The organism is Saccharothrix sp. NRRL B-16314 (genome assembly GCF_000716595.1).
In the GTDB taxonomy this organism is placed as follows: Bacteria; Actinomycetota; Actinomycetes; order Mycobacteriales; family Pseudonocardiaceae; genus Actinosynnema.
In genome coordinates this window covers 28,791-47,490 of sequence record NZ_JNXC01000047.1, presented here as the reverse complement: position 1 = coordinate 47,490, position 18,700 = coordinate 28,791, and the positions used below count along the sequence as shown (strand labels likewise).

The following is an 18,700-nucleotide window of genomic DNA, read 5'->3' as shown; positions in this document are numbered from 1 at the left end:
GATCACCTTGGCGTCACACGCGATCCGCCGCGCCTGCGCCGCACTCAGATAGCGGTCACCGTCGAGCACCGCGTGCCCCACACCCCGCCGCAACGTCTCGAAGTCCAGGGTGACGCTGATGTGCGGCCGTTCCCCGGCCTCCGACGGCAGATCCCCCGACCGCGACGCCAGCGTGATCACGTCGGCGAACGCCTCACCGAACCGGTGCGCCCGGTCCTTCGATCCGGTCGCGGATGCGGTCGGCGAGCTGACGGATCACCTTCGGCTCCACCGACCGCGCCGCCTCGACCAACGTCTCCTGCGACCAGTCGGGCAGCTTCAACGTGGTGATTGTCCGCGTCAACTCCCGCAGGTGACCATCCGACAGCTCGCCTTCCGCCAACGCGGCACCGACGACAGGATGCAAGGGCGGCAACGGTTGCCCGGTGGGCGCGGTGGACGGCAGGTACAACTCCACCTGTGCGATCCACTGCTTCACCTCCGCAGGGTTCGCCCGCACCAACCGCCGGTACGCGTCCAGGTCGTACCCGCACCGCAACACCTGTGACAGCAACTCCAACCGCCGCCGGTGCAACGCCCGCGCGGACGCCTCGACCGCGGCGACGGCGGCGAACACGTCGTCCTCGGTCAGCAGCGGCACAGGCGAAACATCCATGGCCCCAACGGTATTCGAACAGGCATTCCCGGATCATCACTCGACCAGGTATAACGACCGAGTAAGCAAGGCACCGGTCACCGGCTGCGCGCCAGTCGGCCCAGGACCACGCGGGCGATGTGCCGGGCGTCCCGATTCATCCCCATGAGCAACGAGGACGCGAAGGAGTGCAGGAACGGCAGTCCGATCACGTACAGCCCCGGCTCGCCGGACACCACCCCGCGGTGGTGTGTGGGATCTCCGCTGTCGCCCAGCACCGGGAGCTTGATCCAGGAGTAGTCCTGGGTGTAGCCCGTGGCCCAGATGATGGCCGCGGGCTCCAGTCGGGTGCCTGCCGCCACCGGCATCCCGTCCGCGATGTCGTCCACCCGGGGCAGCCTGCGCACACCGGCGGCGGTGACGTCTTCAGGGGAGAGCCGCACGAGGGGAGTGCCCTTGCCCGAGTTCTTGCGCGCCATCGACCGGCCCGGCGGCGTGTCGGAGGTGAGGAACCTGTCGAGCAGCCGGTACGGCAGTCCGCCGAGCCGGACCGGCAGGGTGCCCACGTCGCGGCCCGCGAGCCACACCGGGCGGGTGGCGGCCAACTCGACGGCGATCTCGGCGCCGGAGTTGCCCGCGCCCACCACCAGCGCCGGGCCGTCCGGCAGTTGCGCCGGGTTGCGGTACTCGGCGGCGTGCACCTGGAAGACGCCGGGATCGACCAGGTCGGCGATGCCGGGCACGCGCGGGTTGCCGGTGGGGCCGGTCGCGACGACGACGTGGTCGGCCCAGAGCTCCCTACCGCCGGCGACGGCCAGGTAACGCGCCGGTCCACCGGTCTCCGCGGTCAGCCGCTCGACCGCGGTGTCGCACTCGACGTCCAACCCGAACCGCCGCGCGTACGCCACGAGGTAGTCGGCCGTCTGGTCCTTGCCCGGCACCGCGCTGCGCCGGCCGGGGAAGCGCATCCCGGGTAGGTCGTTGCGCTTGGCCTCGGTGAACAGCCGCAGGGAGTCCCACCGCCGTCGCCACGTCCAGCCCACCTCGGGGTTGGCGTCGACGATGCGCGGCGCGACGCCCGCCCGCCGCAGGAACTGGCCGACGGCCAGCCCGGCCTGCCCGCCGCCGATGATCAGGACATCTGTTCTGTCGATCATGGGCCGCCCATTCCGACATCCAAGTTATTGGTTGATAACTTCGATGCTATCGCCCTTGTCATCCGGTCGCCTGGCTGCGTGCTTTCCGGTGTAGGAACCGTCCGTGGCGAGGCCGAACTGCCGCCGCAGGATGTTGTCCATCGACTTGGACGGGAAAATCCGCCCACTGGCGAGAATGAGCTTGCCGCCGATCGAGACGACATAGCGGGCCCGGGGTGAACGATCGGTGAGCGCCCGCTCGACCGTTCGGGCGACGGCCTGCGGCGGCGTGCTCATCCTGTCGTTGTCGAAGCAGCGGTGCATCTGGTCGCGGATCGCCGCGAGCAGACCCGCGTAGGGGCCGTCGACCGCGGTGTTGCTCGTCAACGACTCGCTCACGTGATCTTCGAAGCGGGTGTTCCGGATGAGGTTCGGCTCGACCACGCTCACCGACACCCCGAACGGCGCGGTCTCGAAGCGCAGCGCGTCGGAGACGGCCTCCACGGCGTACTTGGACGCGTTGTAGAAGCCGCCGCCGGGGAACGTCATCCGCCCGCCGATCGAGGACATGTTGACGATGCGACCGCCACCCGCGCGCCGCATCCCGGGCAGCACGAGCTGGCACATCCGGGCCAGGCCGAGCACGTTCGTCTCGAACTGCTGCCGGGCGCGATCGAGGGACACGGTCTCCACCGGCCCGTACTCGCCGTACCCGGCGTTGTTCACCAGCGCGCCGATGCGGCCGTGGCGCCGTTCCAGGTCGGCGACCACGTCCCGCGCCATGTCCGCGTCGGTCACGTCGAGGCGTGCGGTCTCGGCGCCGGCCCGCGCCAGGGCGGTCAGCGATCGCGGGTCGCGGGCCGTCGCGCACACCACGTGGCCCCGGGCCAGCAGGTGCTCGGCGGTGATGCGACCGATGCCGGAGGAACACCCGGTGATGAGGACCGGGCCGGTGCGGGGTGACATGGCGCTCCTAACGCGGGAGGGGGACCGTCGAGCTCTCGTGCAGGCGCGTGCGCGCTTCCCACAGCTCGGGGAACGGGGCGCCGAGCCTGCCCGCCAGGTACTCCGCGCCGCTGGTGCGCCCGGTTCCCCGTGCCGTGCCGATGCTGCGGCGCACCACTTCGACGTGGACCATCTGCCAGGTCCAGTAAGCCTGGCTCAGCTCGATCAGCGACTCGGCGAGGCGGAACAGCGGATCGCCGTCGTCGGCGGTCGCGTAGAGGTCCGCCACGGTGCGGCCACTTCCGCGAACGGCCGTGACGAGCGCCGTCCAGAGCGGTCCGTCGCCGTCCTCCAGGCCCAGGACCCGGCGCACCGCCCGGAACTGGCCCGAGTGCGCGCCACTGGCCTGGCCGAGCAGGCCCCGGAAGTCGGCGAAGTCCCGGGGTGACAGCGCCCGCAGCAGTCCGACGTGGTCGGCGAGCAGGCGCAGCACCCCGGCCGCGCGTGCCGTGACCGCGGTGCCCGTCTCCGGCCGGCCGTCGTCGACGGCGTGCACGGCGAGGTCGAGGTCGACCAGGACGTGGCGCAGCCACAGCTCGGAAGCCTGGTGGGCGACGATGAAGAAGTGCTCGGCGCTGTGCACCCGCCGGTCGCGCGGTGAGGACAGGGGCCGGATCGCGGCGAGCAGTTCGGGCAGGCGGAGGTACCCGGAGTAGGTCACGCCGTTCACGACCGCCACCTCTTGGCGAACTCGGCCACGCGGGTTGCGGCGGCGCCGACGACGGCCGGATCACCGCAGAAAGCCAGTCGCAGCCTGCTCGCCGTGCCGGGGTCGGCCTCCAAACCGCCGTCCGGCCCGGGGTGCAGCGCGAACCCCCGTGCCGGTGCCAGGGCGACCGCCTCCTCCTCCAGCAGCGCCGCCGCGAACCGCTCGGCGTCGCCACCGCCCACGCCCGCGAGGTCGAGCATGGCGAACCAGCCGCCTGCCGGCAGGCGGTTCAGCAGCCCGGCGTCGACCAGCGGCGCCAGCGCCTGCCGGGACGACGCGACGCGGGCGCGGTTGGCCTGCGCCGCGTCCGTGGCCAACGCGGCGAGGCCCGCGTACTGCACCGGCGTCGGCGAACTGAGGATCGCGGCCTCCTGCACGACGCGGAACGTCGTGGCCCGTTCGTCGTCCGGCAGCGCGATGTAGCCCAACCGGTATCCGGTCATCGCGTAGGACTTCGAGAAGCTGTACACAGTGGACACCCGCCGGTCCCCGGGCGGGAGGTCGGCCTCCAGCTCGGCGACGCAGGTGTGCGGAACGTCGTAGGCGAAGTGCTCGTACGCCTCGTCGCTGACGACCTGCCAGTCCCGTTCCCGGGCCACTTCCAGCAGCGCGGCGATCAGCTCGCGGTCGTACACCGCGCCGGACGGGTTGGCGGGGGAGTTGAGGAGCAGCACCCGTGCCCGCGGACCCCCGAGCGTGCGCAGCACCGCAGGGTCGGGCAGGCCGTGCCCGTCGAGCGGGTAGCAGACCGGGCGCAGTCCGGCGAGCATGCTCTGCTGGAGGTGGATCGGCCAGTGCAGGGCGGGCAGCAGGATCTCGTCACCGGGATCGGCCAGCGACATGAGCAGGGACGTCAGGCCCTGCGCCGCTCCCGTGCACACGAGCACGCGGTCCGGGCCGGTGTCGTGGCCCTGCCCCGCGAGCTTGGCGGCCAACGCCACGCGCAGCTCGGTCAAGCCCTCGGCGCTGGTGTAGCCCGTGCGGCCGGAGCGGACCGCGTCCACGAGGGCCTCGACCGCTTCCGGCGGCGGGGCGAACGCCGGTTCGCCGACGTCGAGGCGAGCGGCTTCACGGCCGGTCCTGGCCTGCCAGGCGTTCACCGATCGGTAGATCGCGTGCACGGCGGACGGCGGGATCATGGCCGCGCGGGGTCGGGTGCGGGTCGAGCCGGTCACGCGCACCGCCCCCCGTCCACCGGCAGCAGCACCCCGGTCAGCCAGGACGCCGAGTCGTCCAGCAGGGCGCAAATCCACGGTGCGACCTCGGCCGGGTCGCCGAAGCGGCCCATCGGCGTGGCCGCGGTGAGGGCCGAGCGGAACTCGGCCAGGTCGTCGGCCGACAGCGGGAGCCCGTCGTAGATCGGGGTGTCCACCGGGCCGGGGACGATGGCGTTGACCCGCACGTCCGGCGCCAGCTCACGGGCCAGCGAGCGGGTGAGGTGGTTGGCGGCGGCCTTGGTGGCGCCGTAGAAGGAGCGGTTCGGCGCGGCCAGCGAACCCGCCACCGACGTCACGTTGACCACCGAGCCGCGCCGCCGCGTCAGGCTCGGCAGGAACTCGCGGATCAACCGCGCGGGCGCGGTGACGTGCAGGTCGAACATGTGGCGCAGGTCGGCGAAGTCGGCGTCGCGCAGCGGCGCGAACCGGCCGGTGCCCGCGTTGTTCACCAGTCCGTCCACCCCGTCCAGCTCGGCCAGGGCGGTCGCCGCCACCCGCGTGACGTCGGCGTCGTCGGTGAGGTCGGCGGGGATCACCACGACCCTGGGCGCGCCGCGGTCCTTCGCAGCCGCGGCGACGTCCTCCAGGACGTCCCGCCGTCGCCCGACCAGCGCCACGGCGGCGCCGCGGGCCGCGACGGCCAGCGCGGTCGCGGCTCCGATCCCGGTGCCCGCGCCGGTCACCACCACTGCTTTGCCGTGTAGGCCCATCGCCACTCCCGCAGGCTCGGCTTCGTCTCGGCTGCTGATGTCGGCCCCGACGCTAAGCGGACGTGAGCGGCGGACGGCCCCCTCGGCGGGGTACCCGACTGGCCACCTCTCCGGGGCAGGGCTCCGGCCGATGGCCCGCGCGATGCTCGGTTGAGCCGCACGGCACCTGCCGTGCGCGCGTGAGTGGGGGTGGTGCGCGTGGCCCGGCCGGAACCGCGGGAGACGGCGAGCCCGGACGCCTTCCGCAGCCTGATGAGCCTGTTCCCCAGCGGGGTGGCGGTGGTGACGGCGCGGGAGGCGGGCGGAACACCGCGCGGCGTCACCTGCACTTCGCTCGCCTCGGTGAGCCTGGAGCCGCCGTTGTTGCTGGTGTGCCTGCACGCGCGCAGCGGCACCCTCGCCGCGCTGCGCCGCACCGGCGCGTTCGCCGTCAACCTGCTCCACCACCGCGGGCGCGGCGCGGCCGAGGTCTTCGCGTCCCCGGTCGCCGACCGCTTCGCCGAGGTGGAGTGGGCGCCCAGTCCCGAGGACGGGCTTCCGTGGCTGTCCCGCCACGCGCACGCGGTCGCCGAGTGCGCGGTCTGGGACAGCCGGTCGGCGGGCGACCACGTCGTGGTCTTCGGCTCGGTGCGCCGGGTGCACGCCGACCCGGCCACCCCGTTGCTGTACGGCGGCCGGCAGTACCGGTCGTGGGCCCAGGCCACTGTTCCCGACCAGCGGATAGAGAGGACGAGGCCATGAGCCGCACCCGGACAGGTCCCGATCTGATGCCGATGCTCTTCGGTTTGGCGACCGCGCAGGTGGTGCACGTCGCGGCCAGGCTGCGACTGCCCGACCTGGTGGCGTCCGGCACCACCGGCGTCGCCGGGCTCGCCGACGCAACCGGAACCCATCCGGGCGCCTTGCGCAGGCTGCTGCGCGCCTTGGCCTGCCTGGGTGTGCTGGTGGAGACCGAACCCGGCACCTTCGCACCCGGCCCCCTGTGCGACGCGTTGCGTTCCAGCGTGCCGGGTTCGCTGCACGGCATGGCGCTGGTGGTGAGCGGACCGGAGGCCTGGCGCAGCTGGGGCGAGCTGGAGCACTCGGTGCGCACCGGGCAACCGGCGTGGGACAAGGTGGTCGGCACGTCGCACTTCGCCCACCTGGCCGAGCACCCGGAGGAGGCCGAGGTCTTCAACACCGCGATGGAGCAGTTCACCCTGGCCGTCGCGCCGGGGGTCGTCGGGGCGGTGGACTTCACCCGTTTCGGCACCGTGGTCGACGTCGGCGGCGGGAACGGAACCCTGCTGGCGCAGGTGCTCGCCGCCTGCCCGGACTCCCGCGGCGTCCTCGTGGACCTGCCGGCGGGCGTGGCGGGGTCGGACCGGGTGTTCGCGGCGGCGGGCGTGACCGACCGGGCGCGGGTGCACGCGGGCGACTTCTTCGCCGAACTGCCGCAAGGAGCCGACGCCTACCTGCTCAAAAGCGTCCTGCACGACTGGGACGACGACGCCGCGGTGCGCCTGCTCACCGCCTGCCGCGCGGCCATGGCGGCGGACGGTGTCGTGGTCGTCGTCGAACCCGTGCTGCCCGACCTCGCCGCGCCCGAGGCCGCGGGCATCGTGATGAGCGACCTCAACATGCTGGTGAACACCGGTGGCCGCGAACGGACCGCGGACGACTACCTCACCCTGTTCGCCGCCGCCGGGCTGCGGCAGCAGACCCGCGTCCCGATCGGTCCCTTCGACGTGCTGGTGGCACGCGCGGCGTGAGCCCGCAGCAGCCGAGCCCGACGCTGCTGGGCCCTCCACAACCGAGCCCGCCGCTCCCGGGGCGAACCGACCGGGAGCGGCCCTCAGACCGCGGGCTCCGGCCGCCAGCCCAGGGCTTCCGCGCCTGCCTCCAGGTACACCTTCGTCGGGGTCAGGCGCACGGCCAGGTCGCGCAGCGCCGCGGCGACGGGGTGGGCGACCTGCTGCACCCGGGCCGACCTGCCGGACACGGCGGCCAGTCGCTGGGTCCGCGGCCTGCGCGCGGCGTCGTAGGCCCGCAGTGCGTCCGCCACGTCGTCATGGGCGCTCACGCACTGGGCCAGGACGACGGCGTCCTCGACCGCGAGACAGGCGCCCTGGCCGATGTCCGGGGTGACCGCGTGCGCGGCGTCACCGAGGAGCGCGACCCGGCCGCGGGTGAAGGTCGGCAGGGGATCGCCGACGTAGTAGATGTCGTTGCGCAGCAACGCCGCCGGGTCCGATGCGGCGAGCAGGTCGGCGATGGGCGCGTGCCACGCGCCGAACCGCGCGGCGATGTCGGCGAGGGTCACCTCGGTCATCGAACCCTCCGGCCCGCCCGCGCTGGCGTACCAGAACACCTTCCCGTCGGCCAGCGGCGCCGCACCGAACCGGCCGCCCCGACCCCAGGTGTCCGTCCACATGGGATCGGAATCGGGCACGACCACGCCCGCCGGGGCGATGCCGCGCCAGCAGACGTAACCGGCGTAGGTCGCGCCGGTGTGCGCGGGGAACAGGCCCGCGCGGACGCGGCTGTGCACGCCGTCGGCGGCCACGACCAGGTCGGCTCGCACCTCACGCGGTCCACTGCCGGTCTCGAAGTGCACGACGGCACCGTCCTCGGCGGTGTCGACCGCGACGGCGCTGTGGCCGGTGCACACCCGGTCCGCGCCGACGGCGTCGAGGAGCATGCGGTGCAGGTCGCCCCGGTGCATGGCGTACATGGGCGCGCCGTAACGGCCGACCAGATCGGCTTCGCGCAACCGCACCATCCAACGGCCCGCGCGCGACTTGACCCCGATCCCCTGCGGCTGGGCGGCGGCGCGCAGCGGTTCGGCGAGCCCCAACCAGTCCAGCGCCCGCACGGCGTTGGGTGCGACCGACAGGCCCGCGCCGACCTCACGCGGCGCGGGGGCGCGTTCGTAGACGGTCACGTCCCACCCGGCCCCCACCAGGCCGCACGCGGTCGCCAGACCGCCGATACCGCCACCGATCACCACGGCTTTGTGCTCTGCCACGTCGAACACCACCTGTTCCACCGGGTCCATCCGACTGGAGCTCCAGAAAGGACAGACGATGGGCGAAGTCACGGTCGCTGCGATGCTAACCACGCCGGCCCGGTCACCTGCGTGCCTGAACGGGCAGCCCGGAGGTGCCCCGTGATGCGGGTCGGCCCGCTGCGGCAGGTGGTCGCGTACCTGGTCGTGGTGGGTATTCCGGCCGCGGTCCTGCTGGCGGTCCTCGCGCCGACGGGGAGCGGGAACCCGGTGCACCTGTCGGGCCACGACGGGGCGCACCGGCACATCCTCGCGCTCGCCGCGATCGTCGTGGTGACCCACCTCGGCGGGTGCGCGGCGGTCCGGCTGCGCCAGCCGGAGGTGGTCGGCCAGCTGACGGCGGGCATCGCGCTCGGCCCCGTCGCGCTCGGTGCGCTGGCGCCCGGACCGCACGCCTGGCTGTTCGGTCCGGGTACCGAGGCCGCGATCGCGGCGCTCGCGCAGGTGGGCATGGTGCTGTTCCTGTTCCTGGTCGGCGCCGAGCTGTCCCGCGCCGGGCTGCGCGGGACGGGACGCGCCGGGCTGGTGGTCGGGCACGCGGCGCTGGCCGTGCCGCTGGCCGCCGGCGCGGCGCTGGCACCGCTGCTGCCCACCGCGTTCCGCCCGGCGGGAGTGGACCCGTTGTCGTTCGGGTTGTTCTGCGGCATCGCGATGGGGATCACCGCGGTGCCGGTGCTCGCGAGGGTGTTGCAGGAGAGGGGTCTGCTGCGGACGCCGTTGGGTGTGCTCGGCACGTCCGCCGCGGCCGTCTGCGACGCGACCGCTTGGTGCTTGCTGGCGGTCGCGCTCGGCGGCGCGGACTTCCTGGGTGTCGTGGGTCCGGCTGTCGTGGGTGCCGTGGTGCTGCGCGCAGTGGTGCGCCCGGCGCTGAGCAGGCTGGCCGGACGCGGTGAACACGCGCGTGCGCCGCTGGCGGTGGCACTGCTGGCCGTTGCGTTCCTGAGTGCCTGGGCGGCGCACGCGCTGGGCCTGCACGCGGCGATCGGCGCGTTGGCCGCCGGGCTGGCCGCGCCGCCGGTCCGCGTGGTCGCGGAGATCCTGGGCGGCTTGGAGTGGCTGGTGCGGACGTTGCTGCTGCCGGTGTTCTTCGCCTCCGTCGGGTTGGCGATGAGCCCGGCCGCGGCGGGCGCGCCACTGCTGTGGTTGGTGCTGGCCGGTGCGGTGGCACTCGCCGTGATCACGAAGGTGGGTGCGACGGTCACCGTCGGCGCGCTGCTCCGACTGCCGCGACGGGACTCGTTCGCACTGGCCGCGATGATGAACTGCCGGGGGCTCACCGAGCTCGTCGTGCTGGAGATCGGGCGGTCGGCGGGGCTGCTCACCGATGCGCTGTTCATCGCGCTGGTGGGGATGGCGCTCGTGACGACCGCCCTGACCGGACCGCTGCTCTCGGCGGCGTGGACGGGAGGCGCCGCCGACCTGCCCGACCGGGTACCCCCCAAGGCCCGCCCACCCGAAGTGCGCCCGACACAGGGAGACAGGGGACTCTCACAGTGATCGGTGCAGGACCGGACGGCGCTGAGGGAGCTGCCCGCAGCGGATTCCCGACGAATCACCCCGCAGCGGTTCCCGGCGAGCCACCCCGCTGCGGTCACGAGCGAGCCACCTCCGGCAGGTCCCGGCGAGCCGCACGCGACCGGACCCGCCGTCCGACCCCACCGATCCGGCCACCAGAACCCGGCCCGCGGTGACCACCGCGATCGCCACCGCACTCGGTCCTGAGGAGGAAGATCCCTATGCAGTCTGAGCGGGCTCCCGTGCGCGAGGTCGTGGTGTTCGGCGGTGGGACGGCGGGGTGGATGACCGCGACCTACCTCACCGCCGCTTTCGGCGACCGGGTATCGGTCACCGTGGTGGAATCGCCGAAGGTAGCCACCATCGGCGTGGGGGAGGCGACCTTCAGCACCGTGCGGCACTTCTTCGACTACCTCGGCCTCACCGAAGCCGAGTGGATGCCCGCGTGCAACGCCAGCTACAAGCTCGCCATCCGGTTCGAGGGCTGGCGGGCGCCGGGCGACGTGTTCTACCACCCCTTCGAACGACCCCGGATCGTCGACGGCTTCCCGCTCACCGAGTGGTGGCTGAAGATGGGGACCGGGCGCTTCGACACCGAGTGCATGGTCCTCCCCGCCCTCGTGGAAGCCAAGCGGGCGCCGAAGTTCCTCGACGGCGAGTTGTTCGAGTCGGTGCTGCGCGACGGCGGCGACCGCACCCGGCGGACCATCGTGGAGCAGCAGGCCGCCACCCAGTTCCCCTACGCGTACCACTTCGACGCCGCCCAACTGGCCGAGTTCCTCGCGGGGTACGGCACCTCGCGCGGGGTGCGCCGCGTTCTGGACCACGTCGTCGACGTCGAGCAGGACCAGCGCGGCTTCATCACCGGTCTGGTCACCGCCGAGCACGGCCGGGTCGGCGGCGAGCTGTTCATCGACTGCACCGGGTTCCGCGGCTTGCTGATCAACAAGGCGCTGGGCGAGACCTTCGAGTCCTACCAGGACCACCTGCCCAACGACCGCGCCGTGGCGCTGCGCGTGCCGTCGAACCCGGCGCGGGACGGCATGCGGCCGTGCACCACGGCCACTGCGGCACCCGCGGGCTGGATCTGGACCATTCCGCTGTACCACCGCAACGGCACCGGTTACGTGTACTCCGAGGAGCACTGCTCGCCGGAGGAAGCGGAGCGGACGCTGCGGGAGCACGTCGGCCCCGCCGCGGAGGGTGCGGAGGCCAACCACATCCGCATGCGCATCGGCCGCAACCGCCGGTCCTGGGTCAAGAACTGCGTGGCGATCGGACTGGCGAGCGGATTCGTGGAACCGCTGGAGTCCACCGGAATCTTCTTCATCCAGCACGGCATCGAACAGCTGGTGCGCCACTTCCCGGACCACAGCTGGGACCGGGCCGCCGTCGACGGCTACAACCGGGCGGTGGCGCGATGCCTGGACGGCGTCCGCGACTTCCTCGTCCTGCACTACCGGTGCGCCGCGCGGGCCGACAACCGGTACTGGCAGGCGACGAAGGAACGGCCGCTGCCGGACGGGCTCGCCGAGCGACTGGACCTGTGGTCGAGCATGCTGCCCGACGCGGCGTCCGTCTACCCGCACTACCACGGCTTCGAGTCGTACTCCTACAACGTGATGCTGCTCGGTCTCGGCGGGCACCTGCCCCGCGGGCACCGCTCGGCCCTCGACCTGCTGCCGCCGGACGCGGCGATCCGCGAGTTCGCGAAGGTCCGGGCGCAGGCGGCCGACCTGGCGGCCACGTTGCCCGGCCAGGCGGAGTACCTCGCGATCCTGAACGGAGACCGGGTGCCCGCCTGATCGCACCGCCCACCGAAGTGGATCGCGGCGTGCGGGGACGGTGCACCGACGAGAACGACCCTCCGGGGGCCTCCGGAGGGTCGTTTTCCTTTGCCGGCAAGACGTGCCGCTGCGCTCTTGAGCGAGCGGGCCACCTACTGTTAGCGTTCACACTGATTGGTGGCGCCCGTCACACCCGACGGACAGTGCCCTCCACGAACAGGGCCACTGCGCTGCTTCCCGGGCCGGCCGCCGCCTGCGCGGCGGTCACGTCGTCCCAGGCCGACCTTCGCCGGCACCGCACCCGCTAGGAGACCACCCGTGAACAGGAAGCCGAAGGTGAGACGCCGGCTGGCCCGTCTCGGCATCGTGGCGCTCACCGCCGCCGGCGTCGCGGTGGCCGGCACCTCACCCGCCCAAGCCGCACCCGGCTACGTCTACACCACCTTCAAGGGAGACGCCGCCGCCGACCAGGAGCTGTGGGTCTACTCGTCGGCCAACGGCACGAACTTCAGCGTGCTGGCCGACACCGACTACCGCGGCCCGTCCGGCGTGCTGCGCGACCCGAGCGTCATCCAGCACAACGGGCTCTACTACATCGCCCACACCGTCCAGTCGTGGACGACGAACTCGACGCACTTCACCATCGCCTCCAGCCCCGACCTGGTCAACTGGACGCACGTCACCAGCGTCGGCTCCGGCGTCGCCGACACGCGGTTCACGTGGGCGCCCGAGTTCTACGTCGAGAACGGCACCGTCCGGATCATCGTGAGCATTTCCCGGACGACGTGCTCCAACTGCTTCCGCCCCTACGTCTTCACCGCCCAGAACAGCGCGCTGACCTCGTGGAGCGGGCCGACGCAGATGGCCGGCCTCGGCTCCAACCACATCGACACCTACGTGGTGAAGTCGGGCAGCACCTACCACGCCTTCACGAAGAACGAGACCTCCAAGTACATCGAGCACTGGACCAGCACGAGCCTCACCGCGGGGTGGGGCAACCGGGGTCAGTTGTGGAGCTCGGGCTACGAGGGACCGGCCGTGTTGCTGATGGGCGACGGCTCCTGGCGCATCTGGATCGACAAGTACACCAACGGCGGCATCTGGACGGCCACCAGCGCGAACCTGGACTCCTGGTCGGGCCTGAGCCAGATCACGTGCCCCGGTTGCCGCCACGGCACGATCCTGCCGGTGGCCGACGTGCCCGGCTCGGTGCCCGCCTACCGCGTGACCAACCGCAACAGCGGCAAGGTGATGGACGTCGTGTCGGCCTCCACGGCGGACAACGCCGAGGTCAAGCAGTGGACCTGGAACGGCGGCGGCAACCAGCAGTGGGTGTTCCAGGACGCCGGCGGCGGCTACTCCCGCATCGTCAACCGGCACAGCGGCAAGTGCCTGGACGTGGCGAGCGGTTCCACCGCCGATGGAGCCAACATCATCCAGTACACCTGCGGCAGCGGCACCAACCAGCAGTGGCAGTGGCAGGCCACCGGAAGCTACTTCCGGATCGTCGCACGGCACAGCGGCAAGTGCCTCGACGTCGTCGACTCCGGCACCGGCGACGGGGCCGACATCCGGCAGTACACCTGCGGCAGCGGCGCCAACCAGCAGTGGAGCCGCGCCCAGGCCTGAGCCCGACCGGCGAGTCGGGGGTTCGACCCAGGAATCCGGATCTAGTGATTGGACATCCCATGACATCGATCAGGGCGTCTGACGGGCACTCATCAGGACCGTCGCGGACCACCCGGTCGTTACGCCGGTTGCTGACCGCCCTCGCGGTGACCGCGTTCGCCGCGGCGGCGGGCGTCGTCGTCCCCGCACCGCCGGCCGACGCCGCCACCAACCAGTTCCGCGGCATGAACTGGGCCGTGCTGGGTGACAACTTCAGCACCGGCACGCTCGTGGTGCAGGGCCTGAGCCAGTCCGACAGCTACGCGACCGTGCGGGCCAAGGCCAACGCCCTCTACGACGACATGTCCACCACGATGGGGGTCAACACCGTCAGGTTGCCGGTCAACACCCACACGGTGGCCAACACGACCTGGTGGAACGCGTACCGCGGCGCCATCGACGCGGCCACCGACCGGGGGTTCAAGGTCATCCTCGCCTACTGGGAGGACGGCGCGGCCTCCGGCGGGAGGATCACGAACCTCGCCGCGTGGAACACGATGTGGTCCAGCGTGACCAACACGTACGGCTCGAACGGCAACGTCTACTTCGAGCCGATGAACGAGCCGCACGGCTACTCCTCGGCCGACTGGCGCAACGTCGCGGCGAACTGGCTCGCCTACCACACGTCGGCGGTGCCCGGCCGGGTGCTCATCGGCGGCACCGGCTTCAGCCAGGACCTGCGGGACGTCTGCAACGACAGCCGCTTCAACTCGACGCTGCTGTCCTTCCACCACTACGCGTTCTTCTACGGTTCGATGACCTACGACGCGTTCCGGAGCCACATCCAGACGCGGCTGGGCAACTGCGCGTCCCGCGCGGTCGCGACCGAGTTCGGCGCGCCGATGTCGACCGGTCTCAACTACGGCGACGCGAACAGCACGGACAACTTCGTCCGCCACATCCGGGCCATGGCCCAGGTCATGCGCGACAACAGGATGGGCGGCACCTACTGGCCCGCCCTCGGCGGCAAGCCCGGGACCATCGGCTACGACTGGTACTCGATGTACTCGCTGAGCGGCAGCGGCACCGACCTCAACCTGACCATCCGCAACACGTCCGGCGCCGAGCGGATCAAGTACGGCTGGGGCGACGGCTCGACGACACCGCCGCCGACGTCCTACCGGATCGACGTGCGCCACAGCGGCAAGGCCATGGACGTCCAGCAGCCGAACACCGACAACGGTGCGCGCGTCGGCCAGTACGCGTACGGCGGCAACGCGTGGCAGCAGTGGCAGTTCGAGGACGCCGGCAGCGGTTACTGGCGCATCGTCAGCCGCCACAGCGGGAAGTGCCTCGACGTGGTGAGCGCTTCGACCGCCGACGGCGCGGAACTCGTCCAGTACACCTGCGGCAGCGGCACCAACCAGCAGTTCCAGATGGTCGCCAACGGCAGCTACTTCCAGCTGCGGGCAAGGCACAGCGGCAAGTGCGTCGACGTGCCGGCCGCGTCGACCGCGGACGGCGTGGTGCTCAAGCAGTACACCTGCAACACCGGCGCCAACCAGCAGTGGTCGCGCACAGCGGTCTAGCGGTCGTCCCGGTGTGAGTACGGCCCTCACGCCCCCGGTGCCGAGTCAACAGTGCTCGGTGCCGGGGGAGTGGGGGCCGTTCGTCCACTTCGACGGGGCCGGGGTCGACCGGACCGTCACCGCGGTCGGGTACCGGTCATTTCCGGTGCTGCTCGATGTAGGTCTTGGCCTTCTCGATCTCGGCCTCGATGTTCTTCGGCAGGTTGCGGCGCAGGACGGGCTCGAGCAGCCAGCGCACCGCCGGGACGAGTTCCACCGTCATCGTCCTGGTCACCAGGGTCCCGTTCTCGACGGGTTCGCACTCGAAAGTCGCGTTGAACTTCATCAGCCGGTGCCAGAACTTGCTCTTCGGCAGCGGTGCCAGTCCGACGTCGACTCGCTTGCCCGGCGTGAGAACGCCCTGGGCGATCATCTTCGGCACCATCTTCGGCGACGGCGCCGGAATTCCGGGCATGACGGGGTGGAACTCGAATTCGACGCGATCCTCCTCGTGGCGGACCCAGGCGAACGGTCCGAGCTTGTCGTCCACTTGCGCGTATCGTTCGACGTCGAGCGCGAATTCGAGGAATTCATCCGGAGAGCATGCCATGACCAGTTGGGCCCGTGCTTCCACCATGGACGCATCCTATCGTTGATCTTGCGGGCGGCCCACTGGTCCCGGCGGCGGTATCACCGGGGGATTGCGCCATCGCGCGGTCGGCGTCCCGAGGAAGCCGATCCCGGCTGTTCGGGGGAACGGTGGCCGGTCAGTTGCCGATTGCCATCGGCATTGCGCCCGCCCAGACGATGCGGCGACCCGGCAAACGGCCCAGCAGTGGATTGCGCATTGATCGTTCCGGTACCGGGATCGGATTCCGCATCCCGAAATCCGACGTGGCTGAAATTCACCCCATGGGAGCAACTGCGACGTGTCGCAACTACTGGGTTGCATCATGCTCGGCCGACGTGCAATCATCTGGTTGCAACCGCCCGCGCCGCGACCGGTGCGCCCAACCGAGGAGATCCGACATGACGACGCTGAAGCCCGGGAGCATGCTGCTCGGCACGACCCGTCCGGCCGAGCTGCGGGCCTGGTACGTCAAGGTGCTGGCGCCGGGGTTCACCGGTGACGGCGCGATCGACCTCGGCGGCTTCCTGCTCGCCATCGACGGGCGCGAGGACGTCGACGCGAAGAACGGCGAACCGGGCCGCGTGATCATCAACTTCCACGTCGACGACTTCGACGCGGTGGAGGCCCGGCTGAACGCGGCCGGCGTGGAGTGGATCTCGGTCGAGGACCGGGAGAAGGGCAAGTTCGGCACGTTCGCCGACCCCGACGGGAACTACCTCCAGATCATCCAGTGGAAGGCCTGAGGCCGGACGTCCTCGCGCGCCCGGCCGGTGCCTCCCGCCGACCGGGCGCGCGAGGTGGCCTGGCCCTGACGGTCGCGGTCCGCATCCCTCTACTGTGGACGCCGTGACGAGCATCCAGGAACGCCTCTACCCCGACCTGCCGTGCTTCGGCTGCGGGCACGGCAACCCCAAGGGCCTGCGCCTGCGCAGCTACCCCGGTGACGGCGCGGTCACCGCGGAGTTCACCCCGTGGCCCGAGCACGACAACGGTCTGGGCTTCCTCAACGGCGGCATCATCTGCACCGTCATGGACTGCCACAGCGCGGCGGCCGTGGTGTTGGAGGCGGAGCAGCGCAACTGGCCGCCCCTGCCCGGCGCCGCGCTTCCCTACGTGACGGCCGGTCTGGACGTGCACTACCTGCGCCCTTCGCCACTGACCGAACCGGTCGAGCTACGGGCTGTGGTGCGCGAGGCCGCCGAAGCGCAGATGACCGTGGACGTCTCCCTCATCTGGGACGGCAAGCCCCGCGCGGAAGCGACGGCCGTGTGGAAGCGCTGGCGCCCGCGTCCCGCGGCGGGCTGAACTCCGCAGCGGCGTGCGTCGGCTTCGCCCACCGGCCTGCCAGGACAACCGCAGAGGGTCGGATGAAACCGGTTCTGATCGCGCTGGGCCTCGTAGTGCTCTACGTGCTGGCTTCATGGTGTAGGCGGGACACGACCGAGGACGACCGCCCCACCGCCGCTTGGCTCGCCGACTGGCGCACCCTCGTGGACGCGCGGGCCCGGTACGCCGACGACCTGGCGGCCGGTCGGAACCCCGAGTGGACGGTTCCGGTGCAGGACGATCGCCTGATCACCGAGCGCATGAGCACTGTCGCACTGGACTGCGCCGTGCCGCCGGAGATCGCCGAAGCGCGCTGAGACCCGGCACCTCGATCGGGCCGCGGCTCTGCGAAAAGGTGTTGGCGGACCACGGGACCACTGCTAGCTTCGCGGGGGCCGTGCGAGAGACCGAGGAGGTGGTACCCGTGAACGTGTCGACGTGGGTGCTCCCCTTCGGGGTCACGGTCGGGCGGTAGGTCGTCCGGGAGCGCCGTTCACGAGCACTCCCGAAAGGCACGACCATGCGCTTCACCTCCGAACAGCGTTTCGACGACGGCGTCCTCGAACGCGGGTTCACCCTCGGCGGGATCCCCGGCTTCCTGTGGACGCCCGCAGCCGCACCCGCACCGCTGATCCTGATCGGCCACCCCGGCGGACTGCCCGGGATGTACCCCCGGCTGGCCGCCCGAGCCCGGCACTCCGCGGCGGCGGGCTTCGCCGCGGCCACCATCGAGCTCCCCTGGAGCGGCGATCGGCCCCGTTCCGCCGCGGCCGAGGACGCCCGCGCCGACCTGCGCCGGGCGCTGGAGGCCGGCGAGCCGGTCGACGACGGGATCGTCGACCGGCTCGTCCTCCCGCTGGTCGACCAGGCGGTCCCGGAATGGCGGGCCGCCCTGGACGCCCTCCTCGAGCTGCCCGACATCGGCGGCCCGGTCGGGTACTCGGGCGGGGTGATCTCCATCGGTGTCCGGCTGGCGGTGGTCGAGCCGCGCATCTCGGCAGCGCTGCTGTTCGCCGGGAGCTTCGTGCCCCGCGCCATCGTCGAGGAGGCCCGTCAGGTCACCGTCCCGCTCCAGGTCCTGCTGCAGTGGGACGACGAGGGGAACGACCGGCAGCAGGCCCTGGACCTGTTCGACGCCTTCGGCTCCAAGGAGAAGACGCTGCACGCCAACATGGGTGGGCACACCGGCGTCCCGGAGTTCGAGGGGGACGCCGGTAACCGGTTCTTCGCCCGGCACCTGAAGTGAGTCCGGCGCCGATGAGTCCGGCGCCGATGTGAGTCCGGGCCGTCAGGTCGGCGTATGTGCGACCACGCCGACCTCGGCGGTTCCGGACGACCACCTCGCTGCCGGCTCAGGACGACAAGGCGCGTTCCTGGCGGTGCACGGCCTCGGCGAGCCGCGCGGTGTCCTCCAGCACGTAGTCGTCCACCATGCGGCCCCAGCGCAGTCGGACCCACTGGACGCCTTCGTTGCGGTACGGCGAACCGTCGGCGAGTTCCGCCTCGACGCGGAACCGGGTCACCACGGTGGTGTCCCACGGCCAGCCGCGCACCACGATGTCCTCGGGTGTGAGGCGGATGCCGGGGAGCAGGTCCAGCAGGTCGCGGAACCACTGGTCGAACGCCTCCCGCCCGGTGAACTCCGCGGCGGGCGGCGCGTCGCCGACGAACCGGAAGTGGACGTCGGGCGTGGCGAGCGAGACGGCCGCCCGGTAGTCGCCGTCGGAGATGCGGGTCCAGAGCGAGCGGACCTTCGCGCGCACGATCGCGTGGTACATGGAGTCCTCCCCGTAGTGACTTGCGAAAAA

At 71.7% G+C, this 18,700-nt stretch carries 19 protein-coding genes and 1 pseudogene; 10 read left to right on the top strand and 10 right to left on the bottom strand.

The window, feature by feature from the left end:
• The 7 genes and pseudogenes from OQ02_RS37290 to OQ02_RS37260 form a co-directional block, all read right to left on the bottom strand.
• Window positions 1-180, bottom strand: a pseudogene (locus OQ02_RS37290) (DUF222 domain-containing protein); the annotation flags it as partial.
• A gap of 13 nt (window positions 181-193) precedes the next feature.
• The gene (locus OQ02_RS37285; RefSeq protein ID WP_156077549.1) at window positions 194-655 is read right to left on the bottom strand and encodes a hypothetical protein; all 462 of its coding nucleotides are present in this window, start codon (window positions 653-655) and stop codon (window positions 194-196) included.
• 77 nt (window positions 656-732) lie between these two features.
• Entirely contained in the window at window positions 733-1,791 is a 1,059-nt protein-coding gene (locus OQ02_RS37280; protein WP_033443391.1) for a flavin-containing monooxygenase, read from the bottom strand.
• A 24-nt stretch (window positions 1,792-1,815) separates the two neighbouring features.
• Window positions 1,816-2,736 carry an SDR family NAD(P)-dependent oxidoreductase gene (locus OQ02_RS37275; RefSeq protein WP_051773280.1) on the bottom strand — a complete coding sequence of 307 codons (921 nt, stop codon included), beginning with the start codon at window positions 2,734-2,736 and terminating at the stop codon, window positions 1,816-1,818.
• Window positions 2,737-2,743: 7 nt separating this feature from the next.
• On the bottom strand, window positions 2,744-3,445 hold the full coding sequence (locus OQ02_RS37270) for a tryptophan 2,3-dioxygenase family protein (RefSeq protein ID WP_033443407.1): 702 nt from the start codon (window positions 3,443-3,445) through the stop codon (window positions 2,744-2,746).
• Window positions 3,442-4,659, bottom strand: coding sequence for a pyridoxal phosphate-dependent aminotransferase (locus tag OQ02_RS37265; RefSeq protein WP_156077548.1), 1,218 nt, complete (start codon window positions 4,657-4,659; stop codon window positions 3,442-3,444). The genes OQ02_RS37270 and OQ02_RS37265 overlap by 4 nt, the downstream gene beginning before the upstream one ends.
• Entirely contained in the window at window positions 4,656-5,411 is a 756-nt protein-coding gene (locus tag OQ02_RS37260) for an SDR family NAD(P)-dependent oxidoreductase (RefSeq protein WP_033443389.1), read from the bottom strand. Before OQ02_RS37260 ends, OQ02_RS37265 begins: the two co-directional genes overlap by 4 nt.
• Before the next feature lie 198 nt (window positions 5,412-5,609).
• Here OQ02_RS37260 and OQ02_RS37255 point away from each other — a divergent pair, with 198 nt between their 5' ends.
• Entirely contained in the window at window positions 5,610-6,152 is a 543-nt protein-coding gene (locus OQ02_RS37255; protein ID WP_231500400.1) for a flavin reductase family protein, read from the top strand.
• Window positions 6,149-7,162 carry a methyltransferase gene (locus OQ02_RS37250; RefSeq protein ID WP_033443388.1) on the top strand — a complete coding sequence of 338 codons (1,014 nt, stop codon included), beginning with the start codon at window positions 6,149-6,151 and terminating at the stop codon, window positions 7,160-7,162. Before OQ02_RS37255 ends, OQ02_RS37250 begins: the two co-directional genes overlap by 4 nt.
• A gap of 83 nt (window positions 7,163-7,245) precedes the next feature.
• On the opposite strand, the gene OQ02_RS37245 is transcribed toward OQ02_RS37250, so the two are convergent.
• On the bottom strand, window positions 7,246-8,418 hold the full coding sequence (locus OQ02_RS37245; protein ID WP_231500399.1) for an FAD-dependent monooxygenase: 1,173 nt from the start codon (window positions 8,416-8,418) through the stop codon (window positions 7,246-7,248).
• 144 nt (window positions 8,419-8,562) lie between these two features.
• On the opposite strand from OQ02_RS37245, the gene OQ02_RS37240 reads away from it, so the two are divergent.
• From OQ02_RS37240 to OQ02_RS37225, 4 genes are all read left to right on the top strand, one after another.
• Window positions 8,563-9,954: a cation:proton antiporter domain-containing protein gene (locus OQ02_RS37240; protein WP_051773278.1), complete on the top strand. Its 1,392-nt coding sequence runs from the start codon at window positions 8,563-8,565 to the stop codon at window positions 9,952-9,954.
• A gap of 239 nt (window positions 9,955-10,193) precedes the next feature.
• Complete coding sequence (locus OQ02_RS37235) at window positions 10,194-11,777, top strand: tryptophan halogenase family protein (RefSeq protein ID WP_081916213.1); 1,584 nt, start codon at window positions 10,194-10,196, stop codon at window positions 11,775-11,777.
• 300 nt (window positions 11,778-12,077) lie between these two features.
• Window positions 12,078-13,388, top strand: a complete 1,311-nt coding sequence (locus tag OQ02_RS42030) for an RICIN domain-containing protein (RefSeq protein ID WP_063747223.1) — start codon at window positions 12,078-12,080, stop codon at window positions 13,386-13,388.
• A gap of 128 nt (window positions 13,389-13,516) precedes the next feature.
• Window positions 13,517-14,956: an RICIN domain-containing protein gene (locus tag OQ02_RS37225; RefSeq protein ID WP_231500398.1), complete on the top strand. Its 1,440-nt coding sequence runs from the start codon at window positions 13,517-13,519 to the stop codon at window positions 14,954-14,956.
• 136 nt (window positions 14,957-15,092) lie between these two features.
• Here OQ02_RS37225 and OQ02_RS37220 read toward each other — a convergent pair whose 3' ends face one another.
• On the bottom strand, window positions 15,093-15,572 hold the full coding sequence (locus OQ02_RS37220; protein WP_033443386.1) for an SRPBCC family protein: 480 nt from the start codon (window positions 15,570-15,572) through the stop codon (window positions 15,093-15,095).
• A 392-nt stretch (window positions 15,573-15,964) separates the two neighbouring features.
• On the opposite strand from OQ02_RS37220, the gene OQ02_RS37215 reads away from it, so the two are divergent.
• From OQ02_RS37215 to OQ02_RS37200, 4 genes are all read left to right on the top strand, one after another.
• Window positions 15,965-16,309 carry a VOC family protein gene (locus OQ02_RS37215; protein WP_033443385.1) on the top strand — a complete coding sequence of 115 codons (345 nt, stop codon included), beginning with the start codon at window positions 15,965-15,967 and terminating at the stop codon, window positions 16,307-16,309.
• 103 nt (window positions 16,310-16,412) lie between these two features.
• On the top strand, window positions 16,413-16,871 hold the full coding sequence (locus OQ02_RS37210; RefSeq protein ID WP_231500397.1) for a PaaI family thioesterase: 459 nt from the start codon (window positions 16,413-16,415) through the stop codon (window positions 16,869-16,871).
• A gap of 62 nt (window positions 16,872-16,933) precedes the next feature.
• A complete protein-coding gene (locus tag OQ02_RS37205; RefSeq protein WP_156077547.1) occupies window positions 16,934-17,209 on the top strand; it encodes a hypothetical protein in 276 nt (91 codons plus the stop codon).
• A gap of 203 nt (window positions 17,210-17,412) precedes the next feature.
• Window positions 17,413-18,138 carry a hypothetical protein gene (locus OQ02_RS37200; RefSeq protein ID WP_033443382.1) on the top strand — a complete coding sequence of 242 codons (726 nt, stop codon included), beginning with the start codon at window positions 17,413-17,415 and terminating at the stop codon, window positions 18,136-18,138.
• A gap of 106 nt (window positions 18,139-18,244) precedes the next feature.
• On the opposite strand, the gene OQ02_RS37195 is transcribed toward OQ02_RS37200, so the two are convergent.
• Complete coding sequence (locus OQ02_RS37195) at window positions 18,245-18,670, bottom strand: nuclear transport factor 2 family protein (RefSeq protein WP_051773276.1); 426 nt, start codon at window positions 18,668-18,670, stop codon at window positions 18,245-18,247.
• Between the last annotated feature and the right edge of the window lie 30 nt (window positions 18,671-18,700).